This is a genomic window from Parabacteroides sp. HGS0025, from assembly GCF_000969845.1.
In the GTDB taxonomy this organism is placed as follows: Bacteria; Bacteroidota; Bacteroidia; order Bacteroidales; family Tannerellaceae; genus Parabacteroides; species Parabacteroides gordonii.
Window position 1 is genome coordinate 3,340,279 of record NZ_KQ033902.1, and the last position, 26,832, is coordinate 3,367,110.

Consider the following 26,832-nt stretch of genomic DNA (forward strand, 5'->3'; position numbering starts at 1 on the left):
AAGGCTTCTCTATCAACAGTATGTAAGATAATCTTATTTTAAACCTCTGTTTTTAAGTAATGGTTCGATGCTCGGTTCTTTGCCACGGAAGTTTTTGTACATGACCATTGCATCGTCGATACCGCCCGGAGTCAGGACATAGGTACGGAACTTGGTTGCCACTTCGGGATTGAAGATATCGCCGGTTTCCTTATAGGCTTCGAAAGCATCGGCATCCAATACTTCAGCCCAGATGTAGCTGTAATAGCCGGCGGTGTAACCACCTGTCATCGTATGGCTGAAATAGGTAGTGCGGTAACGCGGCGGAATCTGACGGATCAGGCCGCGGCTGTTCAGGGCATTGGCTTCGAATGCTTCGACATCCATATCGGGCTGTTGTTCTTTCAGGATATGATAATCCATATCGAGCAGGGAAGCAGCCAGGTATTCGACTGTGGCAAAACCTTGTCCGTACTTGCCGCTCTTCACGATCTTGTCGACCAGTTCCTGAGGAATGACCTCGCCGGTTTCGTAATGCTTGGCATATACTTTCAGTACTTCCGGTTCAAATACCCAATGTTCGTTCACCTGCGAAGGCAATTCAACAAAGTCGCGCGGAACATCAGCAACGCCATAATAGTGAACGTCACCGAACAAGCTATGCAGGGCATGTCCGAATTCGTGGAAAACCGTTTCCGCTTCATCGGCACTCAACAAGGCAGGTTGTCCGGCAGCCGGTTTGCTGAAGTTGAAGACAGTCGTCACAATCGGATCGACGCGCTTGCCATCCTTATAAGTCTGCGAACGGTAACCACCGCACCAGGCACCGCCGCTCTTGCCGGGACGTGTGTAGAAGTCCATGTAGAGGACACCCAGCGGGCTGCCGTCTTTGTCCTTGCATTCGAATGCATACGCATCGGGATCGGGCTTCGGTATATCCTTGATTTCGGTGAAGGTGATACCGTACAATTTATTTGCCACATAGAAAGCACCGTCACGCACATGGTTGAGTTCCAGGTACGGACGCACTTCGTTTTCATCCATATTGAATTTAGCCTGGCGTGCCTTATCGGCATAATAACGCCAGTCCCAGCCTTCGGCATCGAAGTTACCGCCCTCTTTCCTGATCTCGGCGTTGATGTCGGCCAGTTCTTCCTTCGCCTTTTTCAAAGCCGGAGTCCACACCTGGTCGAGCAGGTTATATACGTTCTTTTCGTTCTTCGCCATATTCTCTTCCAGCACGTAAGCGGCAAAGTCTTCGTAACCCAGCAGCTTCGCTTTGTCGAGGCGGGCGGCAACCAGCTGTTTCACGACTTCCTTGTTATCATTCTCGTTGCCGTTATTGCCACGGTTGATATAAGCCTTGAAGATCTTTTCACGCAAAGCACGGTTATCGGCATATTGCAAGAACGGCATCACACTCGGGTTATGCAGCGTGAAAACCCATTTCCCTTCCATCGAGTCGGCAGCGGCTGTTTCGGCAGCAGCGGCAACCAGCGATTCGGGCAGGCCTGCCAGGTCTTCCTTCTTATCAATAACCAACTTGAATGCATTGGTTTCTTTCAGCATATTCTGGCCGAAAGTAAGCTCCAGCACGGAGATCTTCTCGTTCAACTCACGCAGCTTGGCCTGGTTGTCGGCATCCAGGTTGGCACCTCCGCGTACGAATCCTTTGTAGGTTTCTTCCAGCAATTTCTTCTGTTCCTTATCCAGACCGAGCGAAGCCTGGTTGTCATAAACAGCTTTCACACGGGCAAAGAGAGCCGGGTTCAGGCTGATATCATCCGAATGGGCGGAGAAAAGAGGATAGAGTTCCTGCTCCAGCTCCTGTATCTCGTCGGTGGTGTTCACACTCGACTGGCCTCCGAAAGCATACAGTACTTTATTCAGTAACTCGCCGGATTGGTCAAGAGCGACAATCGTGTTTTCGAAGGTCGGCTCTTCAGTGTTGTTAACAATGGCGTCGATTTCCTTTTTATGCTCTTCCATCCCTTTCAGGAAGGCCGGTTCGTAATGGGCTACCTCGATCTTATCGAAGGGAGGGACACCGAACGGGGTTGTGTACTCCGTAAAGAAAGGATTGGGTGTAGTCTCGGCTACATCGCTTTTCTTTGAAGAGCTGCATGCTCCCAAAACTACTGCCAGTCCGGCAGCCATAAGCGCTTTGTTCATAACTATTATATTGTAAGAATTAATTTATATCCACATTATTTATATAACGAGGCCTACAAAGATAGGGAAGTTTTATTTTACTTTGTCTCCTTAACATTATAAATAGATGAGCCATGAACAGAATATGTGAGTTATTCGGTATTAAATACCCCATTATACAAGGCGGGATGGTATGGTGTAGCGGCTGGCGGCTGGCTTCGGCTGTCAGCAATGCAGGCGGACTGGGTTTACTGGGAGCCGGTTCCATGCATCCCGAAGTACTTCGCGAACACATCCGGAAATGCCAGGCGGCGACCGACAAACCGTTCGGCGTCAATGTCCCCTTAATGTATCCGGAGATAGAAAGCCTGATGAACATCCTGGTGGAAGAAGGGGTAAAGATAGTCTTTACCTCGGCCGGAAGCCCGAAGAAATGGACACCGTTCCTGAAGGAGCACGGCATGACGGTCGTGCATGTGGTAAGCAGTTCCCTCTTTGCAGCCAAATGTGAAGAAGTCGGTGTCGACGCGATCGTAGCCGAAGGCTTTGAAGCCGGCGGACATAACGGACGGGAAGAGACGACGACCCTTTGCCTGATCCCTGCCGTACGCCGGGCAACTTCTCTCCCACTCCTTGCTGCGGGCGGCATAGGTACGGGCGATGCGATGCTGGCTACTTTTGCCCTCGGAGCCGAAGGTGTACAGATCGGTACCCGTTTCGCCCTGACCCGGGAAAGTTCCGCACACGAAAACTTCAAGCAGCTTTGCCTTAATCTGAATGAAGGTGATACGAAATTGCTGCTGAAGAAGCTGGCTCCCACCCGTCTGGTAAAAGGCGGTTTCACCTCTGCTGTGGAAGAAGCCGAAGCGCGGGGTGCATCGGTAGAGGAAATGCGCGCGTTACTCGGAAAAGGCAGAGCCAAGAAAGGCATGTTCGAAGGCAACCTGGAAGAAGGCGAACTGGAGATCGGCCAGGTAGCCGCCCTGTTCAGGAAAGAAGAGACGGTAGCGGAAGCGATCGAAGATATTATGACCGGCTACCGGCAGATGCTTACCCGCCTGACAGACGGTTCGGCATCCTGCTGACAGCCGGTCGAGAAATGACTTCTGTTTCACCTAGGAGAAACAAGTGTTTCATGCGGAAGAAACAAGTGTTTCTCCCTAGTGAAACTTTAGTTTCTCCCGGATGAAACTTTTCTTACCTCCGCATATTCCACCAGCCACGGCAGGTTGAAACGGTAATGATTACGGCTGCTGACCAGATGGATCGTACCATCCGGCGATTGTGTTCCTGCCAGATAGCCACGGGGTTCGGCATGAGTGCTATCCATATCGAAGAAGCCTGTCCAGGCACCGCCATCCATAAAGCGTTCCTTGCCATCGGTCAGTAACTTCTTTACCGGCCAAGTCTTCCCGTCGTCGAACGAGAGGGCGGCATACATTCCGTAGCCCGTATATTCCTGGCCGTCCTTATCTTTGAAGGTCATTCCTTCCAGGCCGTTCTTCAGGCGGAAAGGATGATGGGTGAAAGAGATCAGGAGAATAGGCCCTTCTTGCAGGCGCATCAGCACCAGGCGTTGCCCGCCGTCGATCGGGGGGAACTCGGAAGCACTATATGTCCATGTCTTTCCGTTATCTTCTGAGATACTCATCGGCATCCGTATCAGTCCGGCTTCGTTAACGATACCGTCGCCACGTCCCAAAGCCATAAAGCGGCCGTCGGAAAGCTGCACTACACCGGCATGGATACCGGCAATCGTCCCGCCGGACTGTCCTGCTTCGAACTTGCCGGGGTTCACCCGTCCGGGAAAGGCTTGTCCCATATCCTCCCATGTTTGTCCTCCGTCGCGGCTCATATGCAGAGCTGTTCCTCCATCACTGCGGGGAGTGGCGTCGGCAGCCTGCACCAGCCAGCCTTCTTTCGTGCGGAAGGAACCGGCTATCACCTGATGGCGGCGGGCATGTTCGGGGGCAACGATACGGGGACGACTCCAGGTGGCACCATTGTCGGTGCTGGTTCGCATCACCATTGCCAAGGTTTCCCAGGTTCCGGCAGCTTCTACGCCATTCATGTGGATCAATGTGCCGTTATTGTTCAGGAGTGACGAGCCGGTCACATTCCGGTCGGGCACCCGGAAGAACTCGCGGGGCTGGCTCCATTCGTTACTGCCGGCTTTCAGGCGGCTTTCCAGGATAGTCATTTCCCGCCCCGACTCTTCATCGCAGGTGAACCAGATAGCCAGCAGGTCGCCATTATCGCACCAACTGATAGCCGGACAATGGTTATGCCGGTAGAAAGGAACGCCGGAATGACAATCGGGCGCATTCACATAGACAAGCGGCTCGGCAAAGAACGGTTCTTTCGAGGGTGCGTTCCAATTATATTTGCTTTGTGAGATATTCTCTTCCACGGCCGGTTCCAACGCGGGAAGCGGCCCGGTCGTCGGCATGTCGGCCTGCACGACACGGAAGCCGGTCAGCCAGTGTTTGTCTTCGGGGATCATCGCCATGCGGTTGGCCGAACGCAAGAAACGTTCCGGGGTGCTATGGCTTCCGCCGCGCGTTACTTTATATAAGCCGTCGGCACGGCCTACCGGATCGGTTTGTGCAGTCGCTTCGTAAGGGCCGTACCAGTCGCTGCACCATTCTTCTACATTGCCGTGCATATCGTAGAGTCCGAAAGGATTGGGGCGGGTCTTCCCTACCGTCAGGTTGATGGTCGAGTCGGTGCCCCATACGTTTTGCTGGTTCTTATGGAAGATGCCGTGCAGTCCGTCGTCCATCCAGAAGTGCCAGTACGTTCCGGCGCGGCAAGCGTATTCCCATTCGGCTTCGGTCGGGAGACGGTAGGTTTTGCCTTCCTTCTCCGACAGCCAGTCGCAGAAGGCTTTTGCTTCAGGGTAGCTGACGAAGACAACGGCTTCGTCGTCTCCGTTGGAAAGGCCATACTTGCCCCTGAGTGCTTTATGGGCGGGATCGAAGCATTCGTATTGTGCGTTCGTTACCTCGGTGGCGCCCATCAGGAAGGGACGGCTGATCGTAACCGGGTGGATGGGTGCTTCGTCAAAGTTCTCTCCTACTCCGTGGCTTCCCATGTGGAAAGAACCTTCGGGTATGTGTACCAGTTCCATGCCCAGCGTATTCTTCTCCTGGGCGTAAGTAGTGGTTGCCAGCAGGGCGCAAAGGCTATAACATAAGATTGTTGTGTTTCTCATCTTTCATTCGTTATTTGCAGATTTCAAGGAATAAAGATACGTATATTGTTCTATATACAATAAAAGAAATAACAAAAAAAGGGCAGGTTCGAAACCTGCCCTCCCAAGATTGCCTTCCGACTATTACCTATAATTTATATTTATACAATTGTGCCATCACCTTCTGGTACTCGTTCTGCAACTGCATATAATTCTGCATGCTCTGATACAATGTCGTCACATCCACGAAATACTCGATCATACTGATCTGTCCGGTCTGGATAGCCTTATTCAGCAGGGCGAGGTTGTTCTGGCTTTTCAGGACGGCATTGTATTCGTCCATAGAAGTACGGAGAGCCAACGACTGGTTATACAGTTGACGCAATTCGCTTTCAACCGTAGAGGTGGTGCTTTCCAGTTGCAGATCTGTATAAAGCGACTGGGCTTTGGCCTGCCGCACATTATTGCGGTTCGAGAACAACGGGATGGTGACACCTACCAGAAAACCGTTGAAGCGTTCGCCCCCCGTCGCCGTATTCAGGCGATAGCCCAGTTCGAAGCCGGGCAGCCCTTTCGATTTATTCACGCTCAACTGTCGCTGCGCCGCGATCTGCTCGCTTTTCAATGTCAGCAACTGCGGATTGGAAGTGACCGCTTCCGAACGCAACTCTTCAAAGGATAAGAGCTCTTTTACCGGAGTATAGGCCGTATCCGTGAATTCGATGGCGATGCCGCCGTTCAGCGTGGCCAGTTCCTGCAACTTGGCGATACGGGTAGCTTCGTTCATGCGGGCTTCGGTCTTTGCATTCAACAGTTCCAAGTTGATCTTATTCGTCTCCAGGATATTGGCATCCCCCGATTGCAGACGCGTGGCATACAGTTCGGACAACTGTTCCGCATTTTGCCGGCGCTGGTCGAGCAAAGCCTTCTGCTGGTTCAGCAACACCAGATCCAGGCAAAGCTCTTTCGCCTGTAAAAGGATCTGCTGACGGAACTCCGCCCCCTGACGGTCGTAACTGGCTGCTTTCGACTTGGCCAGTTTATTCTTCTGCACATAGACTGAAGGGAAGTCGAACGACTGGGAAGCAACCAGCTCCCCCTGTATTCCCATCCCCTCCCGGTTGCCGTACTGATGTACATAGGAGACGGAAGGGTCGGGCAGGTTATTGTCGAGCTTGGCTTCCAGCTTCTTCGAGACAGTCAACTGACCGTTTGCCTGCAGCTCTTTGTTATTGGCTTCGATACTGCGCAGCACTTCGTCGATGGAGTTTTGCCCGCTCGCCGAAAGTACCGCAGATGCCAAAGTGGCTATTATTATGAATTGTTTCATTTTTCCTTATTCATTAAAAGATAAACAATAGGGATGATAAACCCGTTGAGGAAGGTAGATGTCAGCAAACCTCCCAGGATAACGGTTGCCATCGGACTTTGTATCTCATTGCCGGGCAGGTCGCCGTTCAAAGCAAGCGGGATCAGTGCCAGTGCCGAACTCAAAGCCGTCATCAGGATCGGGTTCAGGCGGTCAAGCGAACCGTGTATCACGGCATCATACACCGAGAAGCCTTCGCTACGCAACTGTGCGTAATGGCTGATCAGCAACATACCGTTACGGGTAGCGATACCGAACAACGAGATGAAACCGATAATGGCCGGGATACTGATCTCGCCCGAAGTAAGCCACAGGATGAACACACCCCCGATCAAGGCCAACGGCAGGTTCAACAGGATCACGCCACTCTCCTTTGCATTCTTGAACTCGTTGTAAAGCAACAGGAAGATCACCAGCAACGACATCAGGGAAGTGAGCAGCAAAGTACGGCTGGCAGCCTGTTCGCTTTCAAATTGTCCGCCGTATTCGATATGATAGCCTTCGGGCAGTTGGATCGAGGTGCCTACTTTATTCTGGATATCGTTTACCACGCTGCGCAGGTCGCGTTCGGAGACGTTGGCACTGATCACCAGTTTACGCTGTACATTCTCACGGTTGATCGTATTCGGGCCGGTCACGGAACGTACTTCGGCGACGTAGCTCAACGGGATCTTCTTTCCGCCCGCGTCGATCATCAGGTTGCTGATATCTTCCATCGTGGCACGGCTCTCGTCCGAAGTCTTAACAGTCAGGTCGAAGGTCTTGCCGTCGTCATATACCTGGCTGACAACTTCGCCGCCCAGCATTACATTAATATATTCTTCAAACTCGGGAAGAGGTATTCCGTACTTCGCCATCAGTTCGCGTTTGGGCGTGATGGTCAGCTGCGGACGTTCGATCTGTTGTTCCACCTTGAGGTCTACCAGACCGGGAATGCTCTGGATCGAGTTCTTGATATCGTTACCGATCGTAAAGAGACGGTTCAGGTCGGTACCGAACAGCTTGATGGCGATATTGGCTTCCGTACCCGAAAGCATCGCATCGATACGGTGAGAGATAGGCTGGCCGATCTCGATATTGGCTCCGCTGATAGTGGACAGCTTCTTACGCACATCATTCATGACTGTTTCCCGGCTACGGTCTTTCAAGACGAAAGGGGCTTCGATCTCGGACACGTTCACGCCCAAAGCGTGTTCATCCAGTTCGGCACGTCCGGTCTTACGGGCTACCGTCTGTATTTCGGGTACCTGCATCAGGAGTTCTTCTGCACGGTGTCCCATCTTATCCGATTCGTCCAGCGAGATACCCGGCAGCGAACTTACGTTGATCGTAAACGATCCTTCGTTGAAAGGCGGCAGGAAGCTGCGGCCCAATGTAAAGAAGATACCGAGTGCCACGATAAACAGACCGAAGGTACAGCCCAGCACCACTTTCTTATGTGTCAACGCTACTTGTAACGCACGGCCATACCATTCTTTCAACTTACGGGCCACCCATGCTTCTTTATCGATCTTCTGGTCGGTCGCTTTCCGGTTCAGCAGATAGCTACACAATACCGGAGTCAGCGTAAGCGCCACGATGGTCGAAGCGAAAAGGGCAACAATAAATGCGACGCCCAGCGGCACCAGCATACGTCCTTCCATCCCGTGAAGGAAGAACAACGGAACGAAGCTGACAACGATGATCAACGTAGAGTTGAGGATCGGCATACGCACCTCGCGGGAAGCGTCATACACCACTTCCAGTATCGAACGCCTGTCGTCGGGCGGCAACATCCGGTTCTCCCGTATCCGCTTGTACACATTCTCCACATCCACAATCGCATCATCCACCAACGAACCGATAGCGATCGCCATACCTCCCAGCGACATGGTATTAATAGTCATCCCCATATAATGCAGCACCAGGATAGAGACCAGCAACGACAGCGGCAACGCCACCAGAGAGATCACCGTGGTACGGATGTTCATCAGGAATAGGAACAATACGATCACAACGAAGAAACTTCCTTCAAACAGACTGTTCTTTACATTATTAATGGAGCTGTCGATGAAGCGGCTCTGACGGAAGATGTCGGTAGAGACTTTCACATCCGAAGGCAAGCTCTTTTGAAGGTCGGCCACAATACCGTCCAGCTTATTCGTCAGGTCGATCGTACTGGTATTCGGCTGCTTGGTGACCGTGATCAAGACGGCGTGTTTGCCCCGTTCGGATGCGGTACCCAGTTTCGGGCTTTTGCTTCCAACCTTGACCGTAGCGACATTCTCCAACAGCACCGGGAAACCGTCTACTGTCTTTATCACTCCTTTAGCCAGCTCATCCGCTTTGGGTGTGGAAAGAACGCCACGGATAATGTATTCGTTATCATATTCATACAGTACGCCACCATTGGCGTTACGGTTCATGTTACGGCAAACGGTCAGAACTTCATCCAACCCTACTCCGTAATGTTTCATGCGAGCGGGGTCGAGCAGGATCTGGTATTCTTTAATATCACCGCCAATCACGGCTACCTGTGCCACACCGCCGGTCGAGAGCAGGCGCGGACGGATCGTCCAGTCGGCTATCGTACGCAGATCGAGCAAAGAAGTAGAGTCGGCGGTCAGACCGATAATCATCATTTCACCGAGGATGGAAGACTGCGGGCCCAATGTCGGCTTCCCTACATTCTCCGGAAGGCTTTCGCTTACCACGGCCAGTTTCTCCGATACGATCTGACGGGCACGATAGATATCCGTTCCCCAGTCGAATTCTACCCACACGACTGAGAAGCCGGTAGTAGAGGAAGAACGTACACGGCGCACGTCCATCGCACCGTTCACCGCTGTTTCCACCGGGAAAGTAACCAGGCGTTCCACCTCTTCGGGAGCCATACCGTTAGCTTCTGTCATGATAACTACGGTAGGGGCATTCAAATCCGGGAATACGTCTACATCCGTATGAAAGGCTGTATACGTCCCCGCTATCATCAGCAGCAATGCACAGATCAGGACTACCAACCTGTTATGCAGCGAGTAATATATAATTTTATTCAGCATATAAGGCTCCTCCCATTAATGATTATGCGTATGAGCCGGAATAGCATTGGATGCAGAAGCCAGTTTGATCTGATAGGCACCTTGTGTAACCACCGTTTCACCCGGTTTCAATCCGGAGAGTATCTGTACTTCCGAACCGTTATTGGCACCCAGTTTCACCTCCCGCTTTTGGTAACCTTCTTCATCCAGGCGGATAAACACGGAGTAAACACCCTGCTCCTCTATTAAAGCGGAAACGGGAACACTCAGCACCTCCTCCATCGGAGAAGTCAGCAGATAGATCTCCACAAACGAACCGGGTATCACGGCTCCCTTGTTATCAAATTCGAAAGTCACAGGGATATAGAATGAATTGGCATCCGACGCTTTTCCGAAAGAGAGCATGCGCCCGTGAAGATCGGAGAGCTTATAGACCTTATCATCATAAGGTGTACGGAAGTTGGCGGACTGAACAGCCGGAAGATATTGATAATACTTTTCCGAAACCTCGGCACGAAGTACCAGGCGGCTGTTCTGCGAGATCGTTGCCAATGGCTGTCCCACTGCCACATAATCCCCTTCCTTCACCTGCAGGTTCTTCAGATAACCGTTCATCGGGGATACGACCGATACACCGTTCGCCGTTTGCTTTCCGGCAACCGCTTCATAGGCCACCTTTGCATTTTCATAGTTCAGACGAGCCTGCTCGAAGTCTTTGGCCGAAACAATCTTGTCGCCTACCAACTGCTCCATACGTTCATACTCCTTCTTCGCATTCTCGTAGGCATATTTGGCACGGGCGGCTACGTTACCATCCGAAAGCGTATTAGAGGCCAGGCTCAGAATGGCCTGCCCTTTACGTACGGCAGCACCGTCTACAAACGATAAGTTTCCGAAAGTAACGATACCGGGCACAGTGGCTACAACGGTTGTTTCGTCACCCTGGGCAGCCAGTATGCTTCCGCTTGTCTTTATGACATCCGTGAAAGGAGCCGGCTCCACGACCTTTGTCTGCAAACCGACAGCCTTGGCCAGTTCTTCTTTGAAAATGATCTCATTGGAATGTGCAGCAGTAGTCGCCGCTTCCTTTCCATGATCGTGACCCTCATGTTCATGATCATGTCCCTCGTGATCGTGGTCGTGTCCTTCTTCATGTTCGTGTGCTTCATGATCATGATTATGCTCTTCCTGCTTAGTAGCTCCACCACTACAGCCTGCAAGTACGTAGGCGCATAAAACCCACAATAAATATATCTTTCTCATTGTATTATAATGTGTTATTAATGCAAATAAATATTAGTCCGGCGCTTTGATAGAACACCGGAAAGCGAATAAGGTTCGCTCTGATCCATAGCAATTACAACACAGGGGGGGCTCGCAGGCCACTTGCACACGTTATCCACGTATCGTGCAGGGACTCAATATAAAAGGCTCGGCCTCGGTCAAAAGTATGTCCGCAAAAGGCCGGTTCAGGAGGGTTAATATAATCAAATAAAACTTGCAAAGGGAAAAGCAAGTGACTGACATCGAGATCACTCGCATGGGAAAGCAATGAAGTAAAGAGTGCCAGATTGTGCCCGTTGCACCCGCAATCGTGCGAAGAAGCACTCTTATGACTGTGGGTATCGGTAGTCAGCGACTTGAAGCAAGGCATCCCGTTGCTATGGTGATGATGAGGTATCACCACCGACAGCAGCATGACAATACTTGCCAGCAGCATGACATAACGGACTATCTTTTCTTTCGCTTTCATAACTTTATGCTGCAAAAATAGGAAGTTTATTTTGCAACTCAATGGCAAATGCAAGATATATCATAAAAAAACCCGGCCGAGAGGTCACCTCTCAGCTGGGCAGCTGTTCATGGTATTAGCATTAGTGGTCTACTCATTCTGATTATACAAGCAAATGTTTGGTTAGGTCAAATAATTTATAAACAAAAAATCTAAGACTAAAATAAAATAAAGTTCATCCATTCTAATGCTATCTCAATTCACAATCACTTTGTTTAATATTAAGCGATAATAACTATCCATCCAAACCATCATTATCTCTCTTTCATTGAGATATGCGAATTTACTAAGCAAAAACGGGAGTTTTATTTCGGATATAAGGTATTTTGCATCCCGCTTATTTCTTATTCGTATAATCTCCGCACCCGCTTGTCAGATATTCGCAACATCCACGTGGTCGCAAACATGTTTGTTGCGTTTTCCGAAACATTACGTCCCGTATATTGTTTAATAAATGAACATATATATTTTTAAAAGGGAGAATTTGGTAATGAATACAGATGTATTAAATACAAACCTGATTGAGGTGATGAAGAATAAAATACCTGATGGCGTAAACCTGGCGAATACGCTGATGGATATACTTTATATAGGAAAAGAAGCCGTGTATCGCAGATTACGCGGTGAAGTTCCTTTCACACTCAACGAAGCTTCTATCATTTCAAAGAAGATGGGAGTTTCACTGGACCAGATCGTGGGTATAAGTTATACTAACAACGCGATGTTCGACCTGAATCTTTTACATTATTCAGATCCTATCAAAACGTATTATACTATTCTTGACCACTATCTTGAAGTCTTTGAAGCGTTGCACGACGATCCGACTTCAGAACTGAGCACGGCATCGAATATGATTCCGCAGACTTTTTACCTGCAATATGAGAACTTGTCGAAGTTCCGCTTATTCAAATGGATGTACCAGAATGAGAAGGTGAACTGTGTAAAGTATTTTTCGGAGTAAACTCTCTCGGACGAGCTAAAGCAGGTACAAAAAGATTTTGTCAAAGCCACGCAGTACATACAGACAACGAATTATATCTGGGATTGTATGATGTTTCACTATCTGGTAAACGACATTAAATATTTTGCCAGCATCCACCTTATTACGGATGAAGAAGTGACCAACCTGCAGGCAGATCTTCTTCAGTTACTGGACGACCTGGAAGCAATAGCCTCCAAAGGAAAGTTCGATACAGGGAAAGATGTACATATCTATATCTCCAACATCAACTTCGAAGCGACTTACAGCTATGTGGAAACATCCAGTCTGCAACTGAGCCTGATCCGGATATTTTCGATCAACTCGATCACATCGAGAGATAAAGACATGTGTAAAAGCATGAAGGAATGGGTTCAGTCGCTCAGGAAGTTCTCGACTATGATCTCCGAAAGCGGTGAGATGCAAAGAATACAGTTTTTCAAGAAACAACGGGAGATTGTAGAGAACATGTAACAGGACATAGGTAAGTTTTTATGTTACTATATCAGAAAAGGACGGAAATCCCAAAAACAGGATGACCGTCCTTTTGTATTATAATACCTTGTTATTCCGTATTATTTATCCAGCTTTTCGCAGATCAGCTCGGCTGCTTTCTTTCCGCTCATCAGCATACCGCCAAAGATCGGCCCCATACGGAAACTACCGCTTACGCCGTTGGCTGCCATACCGGAAACGAATAATCCCGGATAGATTTCCTTTGTATTCTCTACTGTGGTCTGTTCGCCCAGCTCTACGTTCAGTGAACGTTCGCCGATCACACCGCCTGTCGGGGTATTCAAACGGATATCGTTCTTACGGGCAACTGTGCGTGCCACTTCGCAATCGTGTCCTGTACCTTCCAATACAGCTTTCGCCATAATAGTCAGCGGGTCTACATGCATACCCTCACGGATAACAGGGGCCCAGTTTACAACAACACCTGCAACGGCATCATTGTGGAATACCACATCTTCTACCGAATAGCAGTTGAAGATCGTTGCACCGGCCTTTGTTGCCTGATAGATCAGAGCCGAAGTAGTATGAACCGAGTCCATAATATAAGTGCCGTTACCTGCATCGTGATAAGTAACGCCCAACTCCTTCACGATCGGCATCGCTTCTTCCTGTACGACAATATCATTGAACATCATGGCTCCGCCCCACATACCTCCGCCAGGAGCCAGTTTACGGTCGAAAAGAGCAACTTTCTTACCGGCTTTTGCCAGGTAATAAGCAGCTACGATACCAGAAGGGCCACCGCCTACAATAGCCACATCAATTGATAAATTGCTCTTCAGTTTCGCAAAATAAGAGTCAATAATTCCTGTTGAAACGATTTGTTCCATTACAATAATAAATTAGTGTTTAAACATCGGAGAGCACATAGAGGTTAAGCTCTCCTTTATTTAGCAATTCTACCGATTCTCCCTTCACGGCATTACCCGGGCAGGTTCTATGGGTATAATCTCAGCCTGTATATTAAGGCACCCCTATGATAAGTCAGCGGCAAAGATAGTAAATTATCCGAAATGCGGCGGCCGTTTCTCCATTTTCCGTTCAACAAAACTTTTCATGAACTCGACGGTTTCGTCTACACCCAATACAGATACGTCGATAGAGAAGTTGTAGGACGAGGCTACTCCCCATTCCTTATTAGTATAATAATTATAGTAGGCGGCACGTGATTTGTCGGTTTTCGCCATAAGTTCCTTTGCCTGCTCCACGGTTACGGGTTGGTACTCGAGGATACGCTGGATACGGTTCTCCATATTATTATGGATAAAGAAGCTCAGGCAATCCGGATCATCACGCAGGATATAATCGGCACAACGTCCCACCAGTATGCATGATTGCTCGGCAGCCAGTTTACGGATGGCATCACTCTGGAACTTGAATAATCCGTCGTTGGAAAGAATATCATTATAAGGCGTGAACATCCCCATATACGAATATCCCATCGTAAAGGCATAAGACAACCCACTGGAAGCACGCTCGTCCGCCTTTTCGAAAAATTCCTCACTCAAACCACTTTCCTTAGCAGCTACAGCCATCAGTTCCTTATCATAATAAGCGATTCCCAACGCCTTAGCCAGCTTCTGCCCTACCTCACGACCACCACTGCCAAACTGACGGCCAATGGTCAATATGATTTTGTTATCCATAAACTTATTCAGTATTTTCTTTTAAGGATTCTTCCTTTTGATCTGCAATAATATGATCTATTACAATCAGTAACTCCGGTATATTTACTTTTACTATACGGAAGATAATGTCTGCATCTACATTAAAATATTGATGAGCAATTATATCCTGTAATCCCATTACACTTCTCCAGTCAATAGAAGGATATCGGGGGAAAAGTTCTTTATTCGTATATTTGTCTATATTCTTTATCGCTTCACCTACAGTTACCAATTGCATACAAATACTATCGAGACGCATCATTCCATCAGCAGAATGTGTAAAGTCTTCCACAGTCTTTACGACAAGAGCCCTCTCCATGACTACAGCCAGCGAGTCTCTTATTTGCTCCAATAATAATGCAATCTCTTCTTTACACATAGATTCCGTCTCTATCTATATTCCGTTTCAGTAAAGCATTCATATTATCACGCAAACGGACTATATCTATTTTACACTTCAGCAAATCTTCCAGTTCGTATTTGATATTCAGAAGGATGAAACCATCCGGTTCTTTCATCTCCACACAAACATCCAAATCGCTATCTTCCTTTTGCTCATTACGAGACACAGAACCGAATATCCCAAGCCGGATAATGCCATACCGCTCTGCCATTTGTTGCTTATACAAACGGAGCAGTTCCAAATATTCTGTCTTTGTTTTCATAATGAACTATTTCGTAACAAGACAAAGATAGGATTTCTTATTTTTATTTACAAGCAGATAATCCACTTAATTATGCTCCTTGAACTTCCTGAACTGATTAACCAGTACAAGAGCCGTGACCACCGTGGCGATCGTATCGGCTACCGGCATACTGATCCAGACACCCAAGGTTCCGAAGAAACGGGGAAGGATGATCAGACAAGGGATCAGGAACAACATTTGCCGGGTAAGGGACAGGAAGATCGCTTTCTTCGACATACCGATCGAAAGGAAAAAGTTGGTCGCCACCATCTGGAAGCCAACGATCGGGAAGACGGCAAACACGATGTGCAGGCCAAACACAGCCGCTTTCACCAGCTCGTCATCCGTCGTAAACATATGAACGATCAGGGTCGGGAACAACTGGCACAACAGGAAACCGGCCGTAGCCACCCCGATAGCCCACTTCATAGTCAGCTTCGTTACTTCCGTCACACGGGGATATAAACGGGCACCGAAATTATATCCGGCAATCGGCTGCATTCCCTGGTTGAAGCCCATTATGATCATGACGAACAGGAAGATAATACGGTTCACGATACCGTAAGCACCAATCGCCATATCGCCGCCATGCTCCTTCAACCCGCGGTTGATCAGGATCACGATCAGGCAGGAACAAAGGTTCATCAGAAAAGGAGACATCCCGATATAAAGAATACCTTTTACGATCTCTTTCCTCAACTTATAAATCCCTTTCTTGAAATGAAGCAACTGCGTCGGACGGGAGAAATGGATAAACTGTCCCGTCAGCGAAATAACCTGCGAGATGACCGTTGCCCAGGCCGAGCCTTTGATCCCCCAATCAAAGCCGAAGATAAAGATAGGGTTCAGCACACAGTTGATCACGACCGAAGCCAACGTTGCATACATCGCCAGTTTCGGGAAACCGGACGAACGTAGCACGGCATTCAATCCCAGATACATGTGGGTAATAACGTTACCATACAGGATAATCTCCATATAGTCACGGGCATAAGCTATCGTATGCTCGCTTGCCCCGAAGAAGTAAAGGATCGGATCAAGCATAAATAAAAATGCAAAGGTAAAGGCCAGCCCCAGCAGCACATTCAGTACGAGCACATTGCCCAGCACCTTATTCGCCCCGTCATAATCCTTCTGACCGAGCTTGACAGACACAAGCGTGGAAGCCCCCACCCCTACCAGCGAGCCGAAAGCCGCCGCCAGGTTCATCAGCGGGAAGGTCAGGGCCAGACCGGAGATAGCCAGCGGGCCAACCCCATGTCCGATGAAAATACTGTCTGCCATGTTATAGAGCGAAGAAGCCGTCATGGCTATAATTGCCGGAATTGCGTACTGCGTAAGCAGCTTTCCAATACGTTCGGTACCGAGTACCAGAGGAGAGTTTTGTTTTGCCATAAAAACCAATTGATGTGCAAAGGTACGGATATTTACGATTAATTTTTACCTTTGTTTTACTATAATAGTTTAAAAGATGGCAGAGAATTTAATCGTAAGTGATGGAAATAAGGAGCAACAATACCAGACGTTGCTCCCGCAGATAGAGTCGTTGCTGGCCGGTGAGACGGATGTGATAGCCAATATGGCAAACATAGCAGCCGCGTTGAAGCAGACCTTCAACTTCTTCTGGGTAGGTTTTTACAGGGTAAAAGAGGATGTGCTGGTACTTGCTCCCTTCCAAGGGCCATTGGCCTGTACACGTATCCGCCGGGGGAAAGGCGTTTGCGGTACGGCATGGGAAGAGGCACGTACACAGGTGGTACCGGATGTGGATCAGTTCCCCGGACATATAGCCTGCAGTTCCGACTCGAAATCGGAGATCGTAGTACCGGTTATTCACAACGACAAAGTTGTTGCTGTACTCGATATTGACAGCGATACCCTGAATAGTTTCGACCAGACGGATGCCCTGTATCTGGAAAATATATGCAAAATGCTTTCGGCTACCTATACGACTAATACCGAAGAGGCAGGGAACTAACTCGTTCCTTACTACCTTTTAGCACAAAAGTCCCTATGCATTAAAATTACCCTGTACACCCTGGCCGATTATCCTCTACAGGCTGGAGAACCAGGGTGTACAGGATAACCAACTACGGTGTACAGGGTAGAATTAATAAGTAGGGGCCTTTGATATAAAAGGCCCCTACTTATTTACTAATATATACCTACTTAACAACGACTTCCTTCCCTTCCGTATTCGCACGGGTCAGGTTATCATACATTGCTTCGCAATAAACAGGCGGCAGATAGAAACGACCCGGATAGACGGCGCAGAGGTTGATCTTTACCGTTACCTGACGGCCGGAAGGCAGATAGTCGATATAACTATACACTTTGTCGTCGCGGATATCCTGATAGTCTACCCCGATAGTTTTGTTATCCGTTGCCCCTTCATTAAGGAAGCGGGTATTAAGTATCTCCCAACCGGCAGGGAATATTTCCGTCAGTACCACATTGTTGATGCCGCGGGCGGTAGGGTTCTTCACGGTAACGACTGCGATGAAGTTCGTTCCTTGCGGCAAGTCAGCCACATCCACCGCACGGCCGTCCTGATCGGTATAGCTAACTGCCAGTGAGATGCCGTTTGCATAGGCTTCTTCCTTGCCCTGTGCCGGAATACCTTCGGTAATAACGCGGGCGAACAAGGTAGACTTACCGGTATTTTTCAGTTCCACGGAAGCAGAAGTTCCGGCCTTATCCAGCAGGACTTCCGTCCAGATATTCTTGGTAGTACTTACTTTGTCACTCTTTCCTGCACAGGCATACGAGAAGTCCATCGTACCGGACACCTTATATTTACCCATATATTCAGAGAGCGAAACCAATGCGAAAGCAGTCGACTGCGTACTCAGCCAGTCATCCGACGAGAGGACTTTCGAGATATCGCGGGTCAGAACAGCTGCTTCTTTACCGTCACCCAGCAACGTCAACGTCATCAGGCGGATCGCCTGGTCGCGCAGGTCGCTACCGAACGTCAGGTCGTAATCGGAGTAATCGGTTTTCACTTCGGTTGTTTTACCGATCAGGTCTTTTGCCACATCGGTACGGCCCACCAGCGCATAAGCGGAAGCCAGCAGCCAACGGCTCATCGGGGCAAGCGACTTATTCTCTTTCAGGCGGTTCATCGCACCTACCTCCGGTGCCTGTCCTAAAGCCAGCACGTACAAACGATAAGCCTGTGTCATTTCTTCCGAACGGGAATAATAGGTAGTCACCGGTTTCCAGTCGCGGGCAACACGGCGCAGGTTGTTCAATACATTGCGCTTCATTCCGTCGGGAACGAGATACCCTTTCGTTTCGGCCGACAACAGGAAGTGCGTTGCATAAACCGTACCCCATCCGTTACTGCTCGTACCACCGGGCCAGTAAGAAAAGGCTCCGTCTACGGTCTGGTAAGAACGCAAGCGGCGGATTACCTCTTTCACGGCATTTTCAGTCGTGTTCTGCTGTTGTTTTGTCAGCGCGGCAAACTCGCCGACATACAGTTGCGGGAAGCCTTTGGATGTGATCTGCTCCACGCATCCGTGCGGATATCCGATCAGGTACGACAGACGGGAAGAAAGATTCAACGGGGGAACATCCGACATTTCCAACGTCAGCGAGTTAGTTCCTTCCGTTCCGGGTAGTTTGACCGTTTCTTTCCAGGATTTACCCGCTTCGAGCGTTACAGGCAATACCTTGACCTGCGGACGGCTTACCGAACGTATCTCGATATCCGTCGTATAAACAGACTTATCCCCTTTGCCCGAAGCCGTAATGGTTACCCGTCCGGCACCCGGCTGGTCTTTCACCTTGATACGGAACGATGCCTGCTTATCACCTATATTAGTGAAGTTAAGCTGCTGGGTAGCGGCCCCCATCACCTCCATATTACCGGAACAGCTGATCAAGACAGTAACGTCACCCACCCCGTTCTCAGTAGCAAAGACAGTGGCGGGAACCACCATTTCCTCGCCTACACCGATCACACGGGGCAGAGTGCCCAACAGCATGACCGGCTTACGGACGAATACGCTCTTGTCGGCATGTCCGTAGGCCTCACCGTTTCCGGCTACTACCATCACCTTGACACGGCCGTTGTAGTTCGGCATCGTATAGGTATGACGCTGCTTCTCCCCTTTCTTCAACAGGAACGGCCCATCGAACTGTACCACGGGTTTGAAACGATTGACGATCGCTTTCGGGCCTTTGTTCAACGCATCGTCGCCACCGATACTGAACAGTTGCTCGATACGTCCGCCGTAGGCACCGACCACATAGTTATACATATCCCAGGTGCTTACTCCCAACGCTTCACGGGCATTGAATGCCTTCCAGGGCTCGGGCGTACGGAAACGGGTAAGGTCGAGCAACCCTTCGTCTACGATAGCCAGCGTATAAGCCATTTCGCGGCCGTCCTTTTCCGAGACGGTCACTTCATAATTGGCTTCCGGCTTAATCTCATCCGGTATTTTTATCTGCGGATACAGATGGCTTTCCGGAGAGGTTACCGTGAAAGGTACTACGCCGTACATACGGATCGGCAGGTCATTCTGCGTAATGCCGTGAGGTTGCAACAGGGTGACATAGACATAGGCATTCGGTTGCATCTCCTTCGTTACGTCGAGCTTGATCGTTGTCTGCTGGTCGTCGCAGGTATGTTCGGCAACGGAGAGCACCTTCGTACCGTTCTCGATGCTGACAATGGCACGGCTTCCCTTAGCGGACGGAATGGTGATAACCAGTTTCTCACCCGGTTTATAATCATCTTTATCGGTCTTGAAGCTCAACATATTGGCCGACTCGCTACCGTCGGCATTGCGGCGTCCTTCGTTATAAGGCCAGTCGAAATAGCTCATTACGCCGGTCGAGTGTTTGCTTTCCTTATCTTTTACGGAGATAAAATAAGTACCCCATTCCTCATTGCTGAAGGAGAGTTGGAAAGTGCCCCTGCCATTCTCACCGGTACGCACAGTCAGTTCTTTCACCGGCTTGTTATAAGAGTCGGATACATAGTTGGCCAGGCTGCTATTATCCGAACTCCACCACCAGTACCAGTATACTTTATAAATCCGGACATCGAGTTCGGTGCCTGCCTGCGGTTTTCCGAGGTAGTCGGTCGAAGCGACTTCGTACGTATAGTTGCTTCCGGTATTCAGTTGGTCGCGTGTCTGTTGCGGCGACTTGATACCGGCATATCGTTTATAAGGAGAATACAACATCCGGTTGGCATCGATACTGAAATCGCCGGATTCTTCGTAAACGCGGGTGACAAAGTTAGCCATCAACATACCCGGGGCAGTCGAACCGATCTCGAACTTCGCTTGTACCGTTGCGTCTCCCTTCTCGTCGGTTGTACCGGAGATCAGTTTGCTTTCTTCACTGTTAAAGACTTTAGACGGATCGTCAAAATAGAAATCCTTGTAGCCGCTAAAAGTTGTCGGGGTCGATATAAAGGTTCCCTGGATATCGTATTTAAGGTTTCTTGCCGTAGCTCCCTGCAACCATTCCACATGCAGGCGCCCGTCAAGAGGTTCACCTCTCAGCAATGTCTTTTTCGGCATAGACAAGTCTATCTTCAGGCGGTTCGGCTTGATCGACTCCACGCGCAGACGTTTGGTAAAGCTGACACCACCAACATTTACATTTACGTTCCAGGCTCCGGTAGGCGCATCCGGTTCGGTTGGCATAGCGAAGGAATAAACACCCAGTTCGCCACGCGTCTGTGTCTTACGCAGATAAAGCTGGCCCAGCGGATTATACAACTCCATCACTACCGGATGGTTGGCCGGCAGTTTCTTCGCCCGGTCGTTCAGCATAAAGCTGAGGAAAAGCGTATCGCCCGGACGCCATACGCCACGGTCACCATAGATGAAGCCTTTGATGCCTTTCTGCACCACTTCTCCGGATACATCGAACGAGCTCAACGACAGTGCCGCCCCACCGTCCACACGCAGGTACGAACGTTGGTAACCGAGGGAAGCGATGATATAGAAAGGTTTGCCGGAAGCGATCTTCAGCTTCACCTCTCCTTTACCGTCGGTCGTACCGGAAGCCAATACCTGGTTCTGGTAATTGTAGACAGATACTTCGACACCGTTTTCGGGATTCGTGCTGATCAGGTTATGCACCAGGACAGTCATTTCATTGTCTTCACCGGCTTTTGCGATCAGTCCCAGATTGGTAGCCAGTACGTTCTTTCCTTCTACCTTATTATAATAGTAGCTGTTTGAGCAGGGATCATTCCGGTCGTTGTAGTTGTAATCGTTCCAGTTGAAGTCGCCGTTGTAATAGTAGTAACCACCATCGTCGAAACGGGAGCTTTCCTCTTTAAACTTGATCTCGTCTTCGGCCAGAAGTTGTTCGCGCGATACCTTCACGGAGTCGTCACACGGGTAAGCCGACAGGTCTTTATTGAAGGATAGTTCTACGCGGTAGATGGCTCCGGGTTCCGGCTCCATCAGTTTCTTCAGGTCGATAGCGTAAGTGTTCCATACAGAAAGGTCGCTGCCGTCTTCATCCAGGAAGATGGTCTTACGGGCAACCAGACGGCCTACACGCATCAGGTCGGAAGTGCCGTCCAGGTTATTGACTTGCAGGAACTGGCCGATATTCTGTTCCAGTATCTTTATGACGCGAACCACTACCCCACGGAGATAAACGGCCTGGAAAGGAACGAGTAGTTCCGTCGATTGCGGGATGACCACTCCCTGGCCGATAAACTTAACAGCGGGCAAAGAGGTATTTATCTCGATCTGGCGGGTGACGTCTTCCTTCAGTGTCAACCCGTTCTTGCTACGGATCTGGCGGGTCAAGTGCACATTCATAACGCCTTTACGCTGGTTGTCGGGATATAAACGCAGGCGGTTTCCTTCCACATTAACAGTCTCGGAAGTATTTCCGGCGATAAAAGCGAGCCCCTGCATATCTTGTGAGGAATCGAGGTCTTTGGTGAATGTTACCTCAACATAACGCTCCGGCTCTGTTACGTAAGTCACGTCATAGACATCGAAGTCGTTCATATCCGGCACACTGACGGAGAGGAGTTTGTCTTCTGCCACTCCCAGCTTGTTCGGAGCAACGGAGAGGGTAAGCGTACGCGCACCGTCATTTCCGGCTTGTACGTTCTGTAAAGTAACCTGATGTTTCTTCCCGTCGGGACTGTGTTGCCATACTACATCCGCTTTCTCGGAGAAGCGCACCAGTGGTTCGATCGTCTCGGGTGTTTCCTTATCCGGGGTAAGCAAGGTACAGACTATATCGTAGCCATTCTCATTCTTTGCATTGATATCCATCGACTCCAGGTTGGCACGAAGCGCCAGGGGGAAGGTTGAGTATTCGAATGTAAACTCCTTGTCTTTTCCGGTCACGTCGAACCATTCGGAAAGGTTGGCGGTCAGCTTATAGGAAGTATTCCGTTCAAATCTTTTCGCCGGCTTGAATACGAGCGTCCGGTTATTTTCAAAAGAGAACTCTCCGGCCACCTCGGGCTTGATACGGACGAGTTTACTCAATTGGTCACTCTTCAGTTTATCCTGAGCGATATCCTGATTGAAGATCAGATAGACCGGCGTATACCGGGATATCTTACCGGAAGTGAATGCTTCCACATGCGGATTGAAAGGCAGTTCTTCCGCCTCTCCCTCAGCTTTCTTTGTATTACAACTGCTAAACAGGCATAGCATATAGCATATACACACCAAATAAAGATACCTTGCCATATTTCTTTCAATTAACGGTTACTACTTATTCTTAGCCAATCAGATAATTCACGAATGTACATATTTATTTTTAGAAGAGGAATGTCTATGGTAAAAAAAGAATTACCTTTGTGATAACTAAAACAAAAAGAATATGGGAACTATAAATAGCATTGACCAATCACTGAATGATATTGCCGAAGGAAGAGTTTACACGGCAAAAAATATTGATGACTTAATGGAACACCTCACAAAACACACTAATGACTCGAAACTAATAAAGCGAATCAAAGAAGCTGAAAAAGAAATCAGTAACGGGAAAACAACAGAAGTGAAAGACATCAACAATATATGGGATAGCATCCTCCCCGGGCATTATGACGATAAATAAAAACCGGATACTATATCCTATCCTATTTTTCTTATTCCTGTGGGGCATCATGTACATCTTGGTTCCACGTACCCTGTTTCCCGTTCCCTATTCTACTTTACTCTATTCATCCGAAGGCAATCTGCTAGGGGCCCGCATTGCTCCGGACGGTCAATGGCGGTTTCCGGCAACAGACTCACTGCCGGATAAATTCATTACCTGCCTGACAACGTACGAAGACCGGTATTTCTTTTACCATCCCGGAGTCGATCCGGCTGCTATCCTGCGTGCAGTCTATCTGAATGTCCGGTATTACCGGGTAGTAAGCGGAGGCAGTACGCTGACCATGCAACTCGCCCGCCTGGCAAGAGGTAACCGCGACCGTAACGTTTATGAGAAAAGTATCGAAATGTGTTGGGCGCTCTTTCTGGAAACGACCCACAGCAAGAAAGAATTACTCAACCTGTATGCCTCCCACGCCCCGTTCGGTGGAAACGTTGTAGGCATCGAAACAGCCGCCTGGCGGTACTTCGGACGCAATGCCGCCGATCTGTCGTGGGCCGAAAGCGCTACCCTTGCCGTATTGCCGAACTCCCCCGCCTTGATCCATCCGGGACGAAACCGCAAACAACTGAAGGTAAAACGGGATAATCTGCTGCTCACATTAAAAAACAGAGGAATCCTCGATAACACCGAATACGAGCTATCCTGCATGGAACCATTGCCCGAAGCCCCAGTCCCATTGCCCGACGAAGCTCCCCATTTGCTCGAACGGCTTGCCGCCAGTGCTCCGGGAACACGTATCACTTCCTCTGTGCACTACTCCCTGCAGCAACAGACACAGGAACTGGTCAACCGTTACGCCCGCGAATTCAGCTCCAACCATATCCATAACCTGGCCGCCATCATTGCCGATGTAGAAACCGGAGAAGTGCTGGCCTATGCCGGCAACGCCAGTTTCCGCGCAAACGAGAAACGGGGAAATCAAGTCGATATCATCACCTCTCCCCGCAGTACAGGCAGTATCCTGAAGCCTTTCCTTTATGCCGGAATGTTGCACGACGGACAGATATTACCCTCTACCCTCGTATCCGATGTCCCGTTAAACATCAATGGCTTTATGCCGCAGAACTACAACAAGACATTCAACGGAGCCGTCCCTGCCCACCGGGCTATCGAACGTTCGCTGAATGTACCTTTGGTTCGTATGCTGTCGCAATACAATACAGGCCGGTTCATGGCTTTACTAAAGGCCTTGGGAATGACTACGCTCCGCTTTTCGGAAGAACATTACGGAGCTTCGCTTATTCTGGGCGGTGCCGAAGGAACCTTGTGGGATATATCGGGAATGTATGCTTCCTTATCCCGCACCCTTACCCACTACCGCCCATATAACGGACGGTATAACCCGCAGGATATCCACCCGCTGACTCCTTATCCGAATAAGGAAAAGAACCCGATCCGTTCGATTACGGATAAACTCCTTACCGACAAACCGCTTTTGTCTGCCGCTTCCATCTGGTTCACTTACGAAGCCATGTCCGCCCTGAACCGTCCGGAAGAAGAAGCCGACTGGCAACAGTTTGAATCGATGAAACAGATAGCCTGGAAAACAGGAACCAGTTACGGCGGGCGTGATGCCTGGGCAGTCGGAACAACTCCCCGCTATGTGGTCGGCGTATGGGTAGGAAATGCTTCGGGGGAAGGCCGTCCGGGGCTAACCGGTGTAGGAAATGCCGCCCCCGTCTTGTTCGACCTCTTCTCCCTGCTACCCGGAGGGGGATGGTTCGATATGCCTTACGATGAACTGGAACAAACCGCCATATGCCGCAGCAGCGGACACAAAGCCTCACAGATATGCGACCAGGTGGATAGCTTATATATTCCCCGCTCGGGTATCAACACCCCGATATGCCCTTATCATAAACTGATACATCTGTCGGCCGACGGACGTTTCCGCGTGAACAGCTCCTGCGAGTCGATAGACCGGATGATCACCCGTCCCTGGTTCGTCCTGCCCCCCTCGCAGGAATATTATTATCGCAACTACCATATCGACTACATCCCGCTCCCCCCTATCAAACCGGGATGCGAACAGACACAAAGCCAGCAGATCGAACTGATCTATCCGGAGCATAACGCCATACTATACTTACCGAAAGGATTTTCCGGCAAACAGGAGAAGTTCATCTTTAAAGCCGCCCATGCCCGCCAAGATGCGACCATTTACTGGCATCTCGACGACACCTATCTCGGAGAAACCACCGACAACCACCAGATCGCCTGTTCAGTGCAATCCGGTAAACACCTGCTTACCTTGATCGACAACTGGGGGAATCAGCGCAAGATACTTTTCGAGGTAAAGTAACCCCTATATATTTTTATGAGCACGCCTCCGGCCAACAAACAAAAACCAACTATGACCAAGATCGGGAGACTGATATTTGTGGAGCGGCGGGATTCTTGTTTTTGGTTATTTTCTGTGGTTAGTACGGAATAGGATTGCTGTGTGGTGGTGATAGCAGACAAGCTGTCTGTTTGGTTTCTAACCTGCCGGAGACGAGCGACGGTGATACTTTGCAGGGCTTGCCTGCCCGAACTGTCAGGTGGAAGATAAACGGTTTGTTTCAATTCCCATAATTGCGAGTCACAAAGGATGGAACGGCTTTGATACAACAAGCTATCGGCACCATCGAACCGGATGGAGTCATACCGGATATTACTTTCCGATCGATGTATATTCCTTAACCCGCACCCTGTGAACAAACAGATAACACAAACCATATAAACAAGCACCTGCATCCGGTTCCTGCCGGATTGCTTCAATGACAGATGCAGGAAACGGCGGCGTTTGTATAAAATCGCCTGGTCGAAAGGTAAGCCCGACCGCATCAACAGTTCCAGCAACTTCTCCGGGCCTTCGGGAGTATAGCAATCAGCTGCCTCCCCCTTTACATGCTGGCTCGTAGCCACACCGCCCACCAAACGGTTCACCTCTTTATTCCGGTAACCGCTCAGGATGGCGATCGGCTTCTTATATAATTGCCGCAACGGTTCCAGTAGACAATTTACCAGATGTTGCAACGATGCCCTTGCCTGGGTAGGCGGTTCATTGGCTATTGCGTTCTCAACTGCGGTACGGCTATACGTAAGCTCTTCCAGCGTGAAATGTTCACTTAACCCGATCTTTTTACTTTTACTTTCCATTGTCATTGATTTTAAATTTATAGGTATAATCAACCCCGAAAAGGGCACCCGCAAACGTACTGATCTCACCGAAAGCCACCAATACGCTGTTATCGATCAATCCCTGCGGATCGATCCAGAATCCGCTGAAGAGAAGAACAATCCCGCTCAGTGTGAGCAGGATTGCAATAATCAACTGAACCGTCAACCGTTTCATAGTCATTCACTTTAACTGTTAACCGTTACCG

Annotated in this window: 18 protein-coding genes, 1 pseudogene and 1 riboswitch; of the genes and pseudogenes, 5 read left to right on the plus strand and 14 right to left on the minus strand. The window is 49.4% G+C overall.

The window, feature by feature from the left end; all coding sequences use genetic code 11:
- Positions 1-33 precede the first annotated feature (33 nt).
- Positions 34-2,151, minus strand: coding sequence for a M3 family metallopeptidase (locus tag HMPREF1212_RS13225; protein WP_046149669.1), 2,118 nt, complete (start codon positions 2,149-2,151; stop codon positions 34-36).
- Positions 2,152-2,264: 113 nt separating this feature from the next.
- Between HMPREF1212_RS13225 and HMPREF1212_RS13230 the strand changes: the two genes are divergently transcribed.
- A complete protein-coding gene (locus tag HMPREF1212_RS13230; RefSeq protein ID WP_046149670.1) occupies positions 2,265-3,215 on the plus strand; it encodes an NAD(P)H-dependent flavin oxidoreductase in 951 nt (316 codons plus the stop codon).
- A gap of 86 nt (positions 3,216-3,301) precedes the next feature.
- Here the strand turns inward: HMPREF1212_RS13230 and HMPREF1212_RS13235 are convergent, their stop codons facing one another.
- The 5 genes from HMPREF1212_RS13235 to HMPREF1212_RS26690 form a co-directional block, all read right to left on the minus strand.
- Entirely contained in the window at positions 3,302-5,344 is a 2,043-nt protein-coding gene (locus HMPREF1212_RS13235) for an SUMF1/EgtB/PvdO family nonheme iron enzyme (RefSeq protein WP_046149671.1), read from the minus strand.
- A 127-nt stretch (positions 5,345-5,471) separates the two neighbouring features.
- Positions 5,472-6,653 carry a TolC family protein gene (locus HMPREF1212_RS13240; protein ID WP_028726697.1) on the minus strand — a complete coding sequence of 394 codons (1,182 nt, stop codon included), beginning with the start codon at positions 6,651-6,653 and terminating at the stop codon, positions 5,472-5,474.
- Positions 6,650-9,730 (minus strand): efflux RND transporter permease subunit, encoded by a 3,081-nt coding sequence (locus tag HMPREF1212_RS13245; protein WP_046149672.1) that lies wholly within the window; start codon positions 9,728-9,730, stop codon positions 6,650-6,652. The genes HMPREF1212_RS13240 and HMPREF1212_RS13245 overlap by 4 nt, the downstream gene beginning before the upstream one ends.
- Positions 9,731-9,745: 15 nt before the next feature.
- Positions 9,746-10,972 (minus strand): efflux RND transporter periplasmic adaptor subunit, encoded by a 1,227-nt coding sequence (locus HMPREF1212_RS13250; protein WP_046149673.1) that lies wholly within the window; start codon positions 10,970-10,972, stop codon positions 9,746-9,748.
- A 94-nt stretch (positions 10,973-11,066) separates the two neighbouring features.
- Positions 11,067-11,462, minus strand: coding sequence for a DUF6769 family protein (locus tag HMPREF1212_RS26690; protein ID WP_232430095.1), 396 nt, complete (start codon positions 11,460-11,462; stop codon positions 11,067-11,069).
- Between the two features lie 529 nt (positions 11,463-11,991).
- Between HMPREF1212_RS26690 and HMPREF1212_RS13255 the strand changes: the two are divergent.
- Positions 11,992-12,954 (plus strand): annotated as a pseudogene (locus tag HMPREF1212_RS13255) (hypothetical protein).
- A 101-nt stretch (positions 12,955-13,055) separates the two neighbouring features.
- Here HMPREF1212_RS13255 and HMPREF1212_RS13260 read toward each other — a convergent pair.
- From HMPREF1212_RS13260 to HMPREF1212_RS13280, 5 genes are all read right to left on the minus strand, one after another.
- Positions 13,056-13,826, minus strand: a complete 771-nt coding sequence (locus HMPREF1212_RS13260) for a sulfide-dependent adenosine diphosphate thiazole synthase (protein WP_028726700.1) — start codon at positions 13,824-13,826, stop codon at positions 13,056-13,058.
- A gap of 60 nt (positions 13,827-13,886) precedes the next feature.
- Positions 13,887-13,982: riboswitch (TPP riboswitch) on the minus strand.
- 18 nt (positions 13,983-14,000) lie between these two features.
- Positions 14,001-14,642, minus strand: a complete 642-nt coding sequence (locus HMPREF1212_RS13265; RefSeq protein WP_028726701.1) for a cytidylate kinase-like family protein — start codon at positions 14,640-14,642, stop codon at positions 14,001-14,003.
- A 4-nt stretch (positions 14,643-14,646) separates the two neighbouring features.
- On the minus strand, positions 14,647-15,042 hold the full coding sequence (locus HMPREF1212_RS13270; RefSeq protein ID WP_046149674.1) for a HepT-like ribonuclease domain-containing protein: 396 nt from the start codon (positions 15,040-15,042) through the stop codon (positions 14,647-14,649).
- Positions 15,035-15,328 (minus strand): nucleotidyltransferase family protein, encoded by a 294-nt coding sequence (locus tag HMPREF1212_RS13275; protein ID WP_028726703.1) that lies wholly within the window; start codon positions 15,326-15,328, stop codon positions 15,035-15,037. The genes HMPREF1212_RS13270 and HMPREF1212_RS13275 overlap by 8 nt, the downstream gene beginning before the upstream one ends.
- A gap of 66 nt (positions 15,329-15,394) precedes the next feature.
- A complete protein-coding gene (locus tag HMPREF1212_RS13280; RefSeq protein ID WP_028726704.1) occupies positions 15,395-16,744 on the minus strand; it encodes an MATE family efflux transporter in 1,350 nt (449 codons plus the stop codon).
- Between the two features lie 76 nt (positions 16,745-16,820).
- Here HMPREF1212_RS13280 and HMPREF1212_RS13285 point away from each other — a divergent pair, with 76 nt between their 5' ends.
- A complete protein-coding gene (locus tag HMPREF1212_RS13285) occupies positions 16,821-17,327 on the plus strand; it encodes a GAF domain-containing protein (protein WP_046149675.1) in 507 nt (168 codons plus the stop codon).
- Positions 17,328-17,514: 187 nt separating this feature from the next.
- Here the strand turns inward: HMPREF1212_RS13285 and HMPREF1212_RS13290 are convergent, their stop codons facing one another.
- Positions 17,515-23,049 (minus strand): alpha-2-macroglobulin family protein, encoded by a 5,535-nt coding sequence (locus tag HMPREF1212_RS13290; RefSeq protein WP_046149676.1) that lies wholly within the window; start codon positions 23,047-23,049, stop codon positions 17,515-17,517.
- A gap of 133 nt (positions 23,050-23,182) precedes the next feature.
- On the opposite strand from HMPREF1212_RS13290, the gene HMPREF1212_RS13295 reads away from it, so the two are divergent.
- On the plus strand, positions 23,183-23,419 hold the full coding sequence (locus tag HMPREF1212_RS13295; protein WP_046149677.1) for a hypothetical protein: 237 nt from the start codon (positions 23,183-23,185) through the stop codon (positions 23,417-23,419).
- 49 nt (positions 23,420-23,468) lie between these two features.
- Positions 23,469-25,766, plus strand: a complete 2,298-nt coding sequence (gene pbpC / locus HMPREF1212_RS13300) for a penicillin-binding protein 1C (RefSeq protein ID WP_198293282.1) — start codon at positions 23,469-23,471, stop codon at positions 25,764-25,766.
- On the opposite strand, the gene HMPREF1212_RS26695 is transcribed toward pbpC, so the two are convergent.
- Both HMPREF1212_RS26695 and HMPREF1212_RS13310 read right to left on the minus strand, forming a co-directional pair.
- Entirely contained in the window at positions 25,736-26,605 is an 870-nt protein-coding gene (locus HMPREF1212_RS26695) for a D-Ala-D-Ala carboxypeptidase family metallohydrolase (RefSeq protein ID WP_046149679.1), read from the minus strand. The two genes, pbpC and HMPREF1212_RS26695, sit on opposite strands and share 31 nt — an antisense overlap.
- Positions 26,595-26,801, minus strand: coding sequence for a hypothetical protein (locus HMPREF1212_RS13310; RefSeq protein WP_028726708.1), 207 nt, complete (start codon positions 26,799-26,801; stop codon positions 26,595-26,597). Before HMPREF1212_RS13310 ends, HMPREF1212_RS26695 begins: the two co-directional genes overlap by 11 nt.
- Between the last annotated feature and the right edge of the window lie 31 nt (positions 26,802-26,832).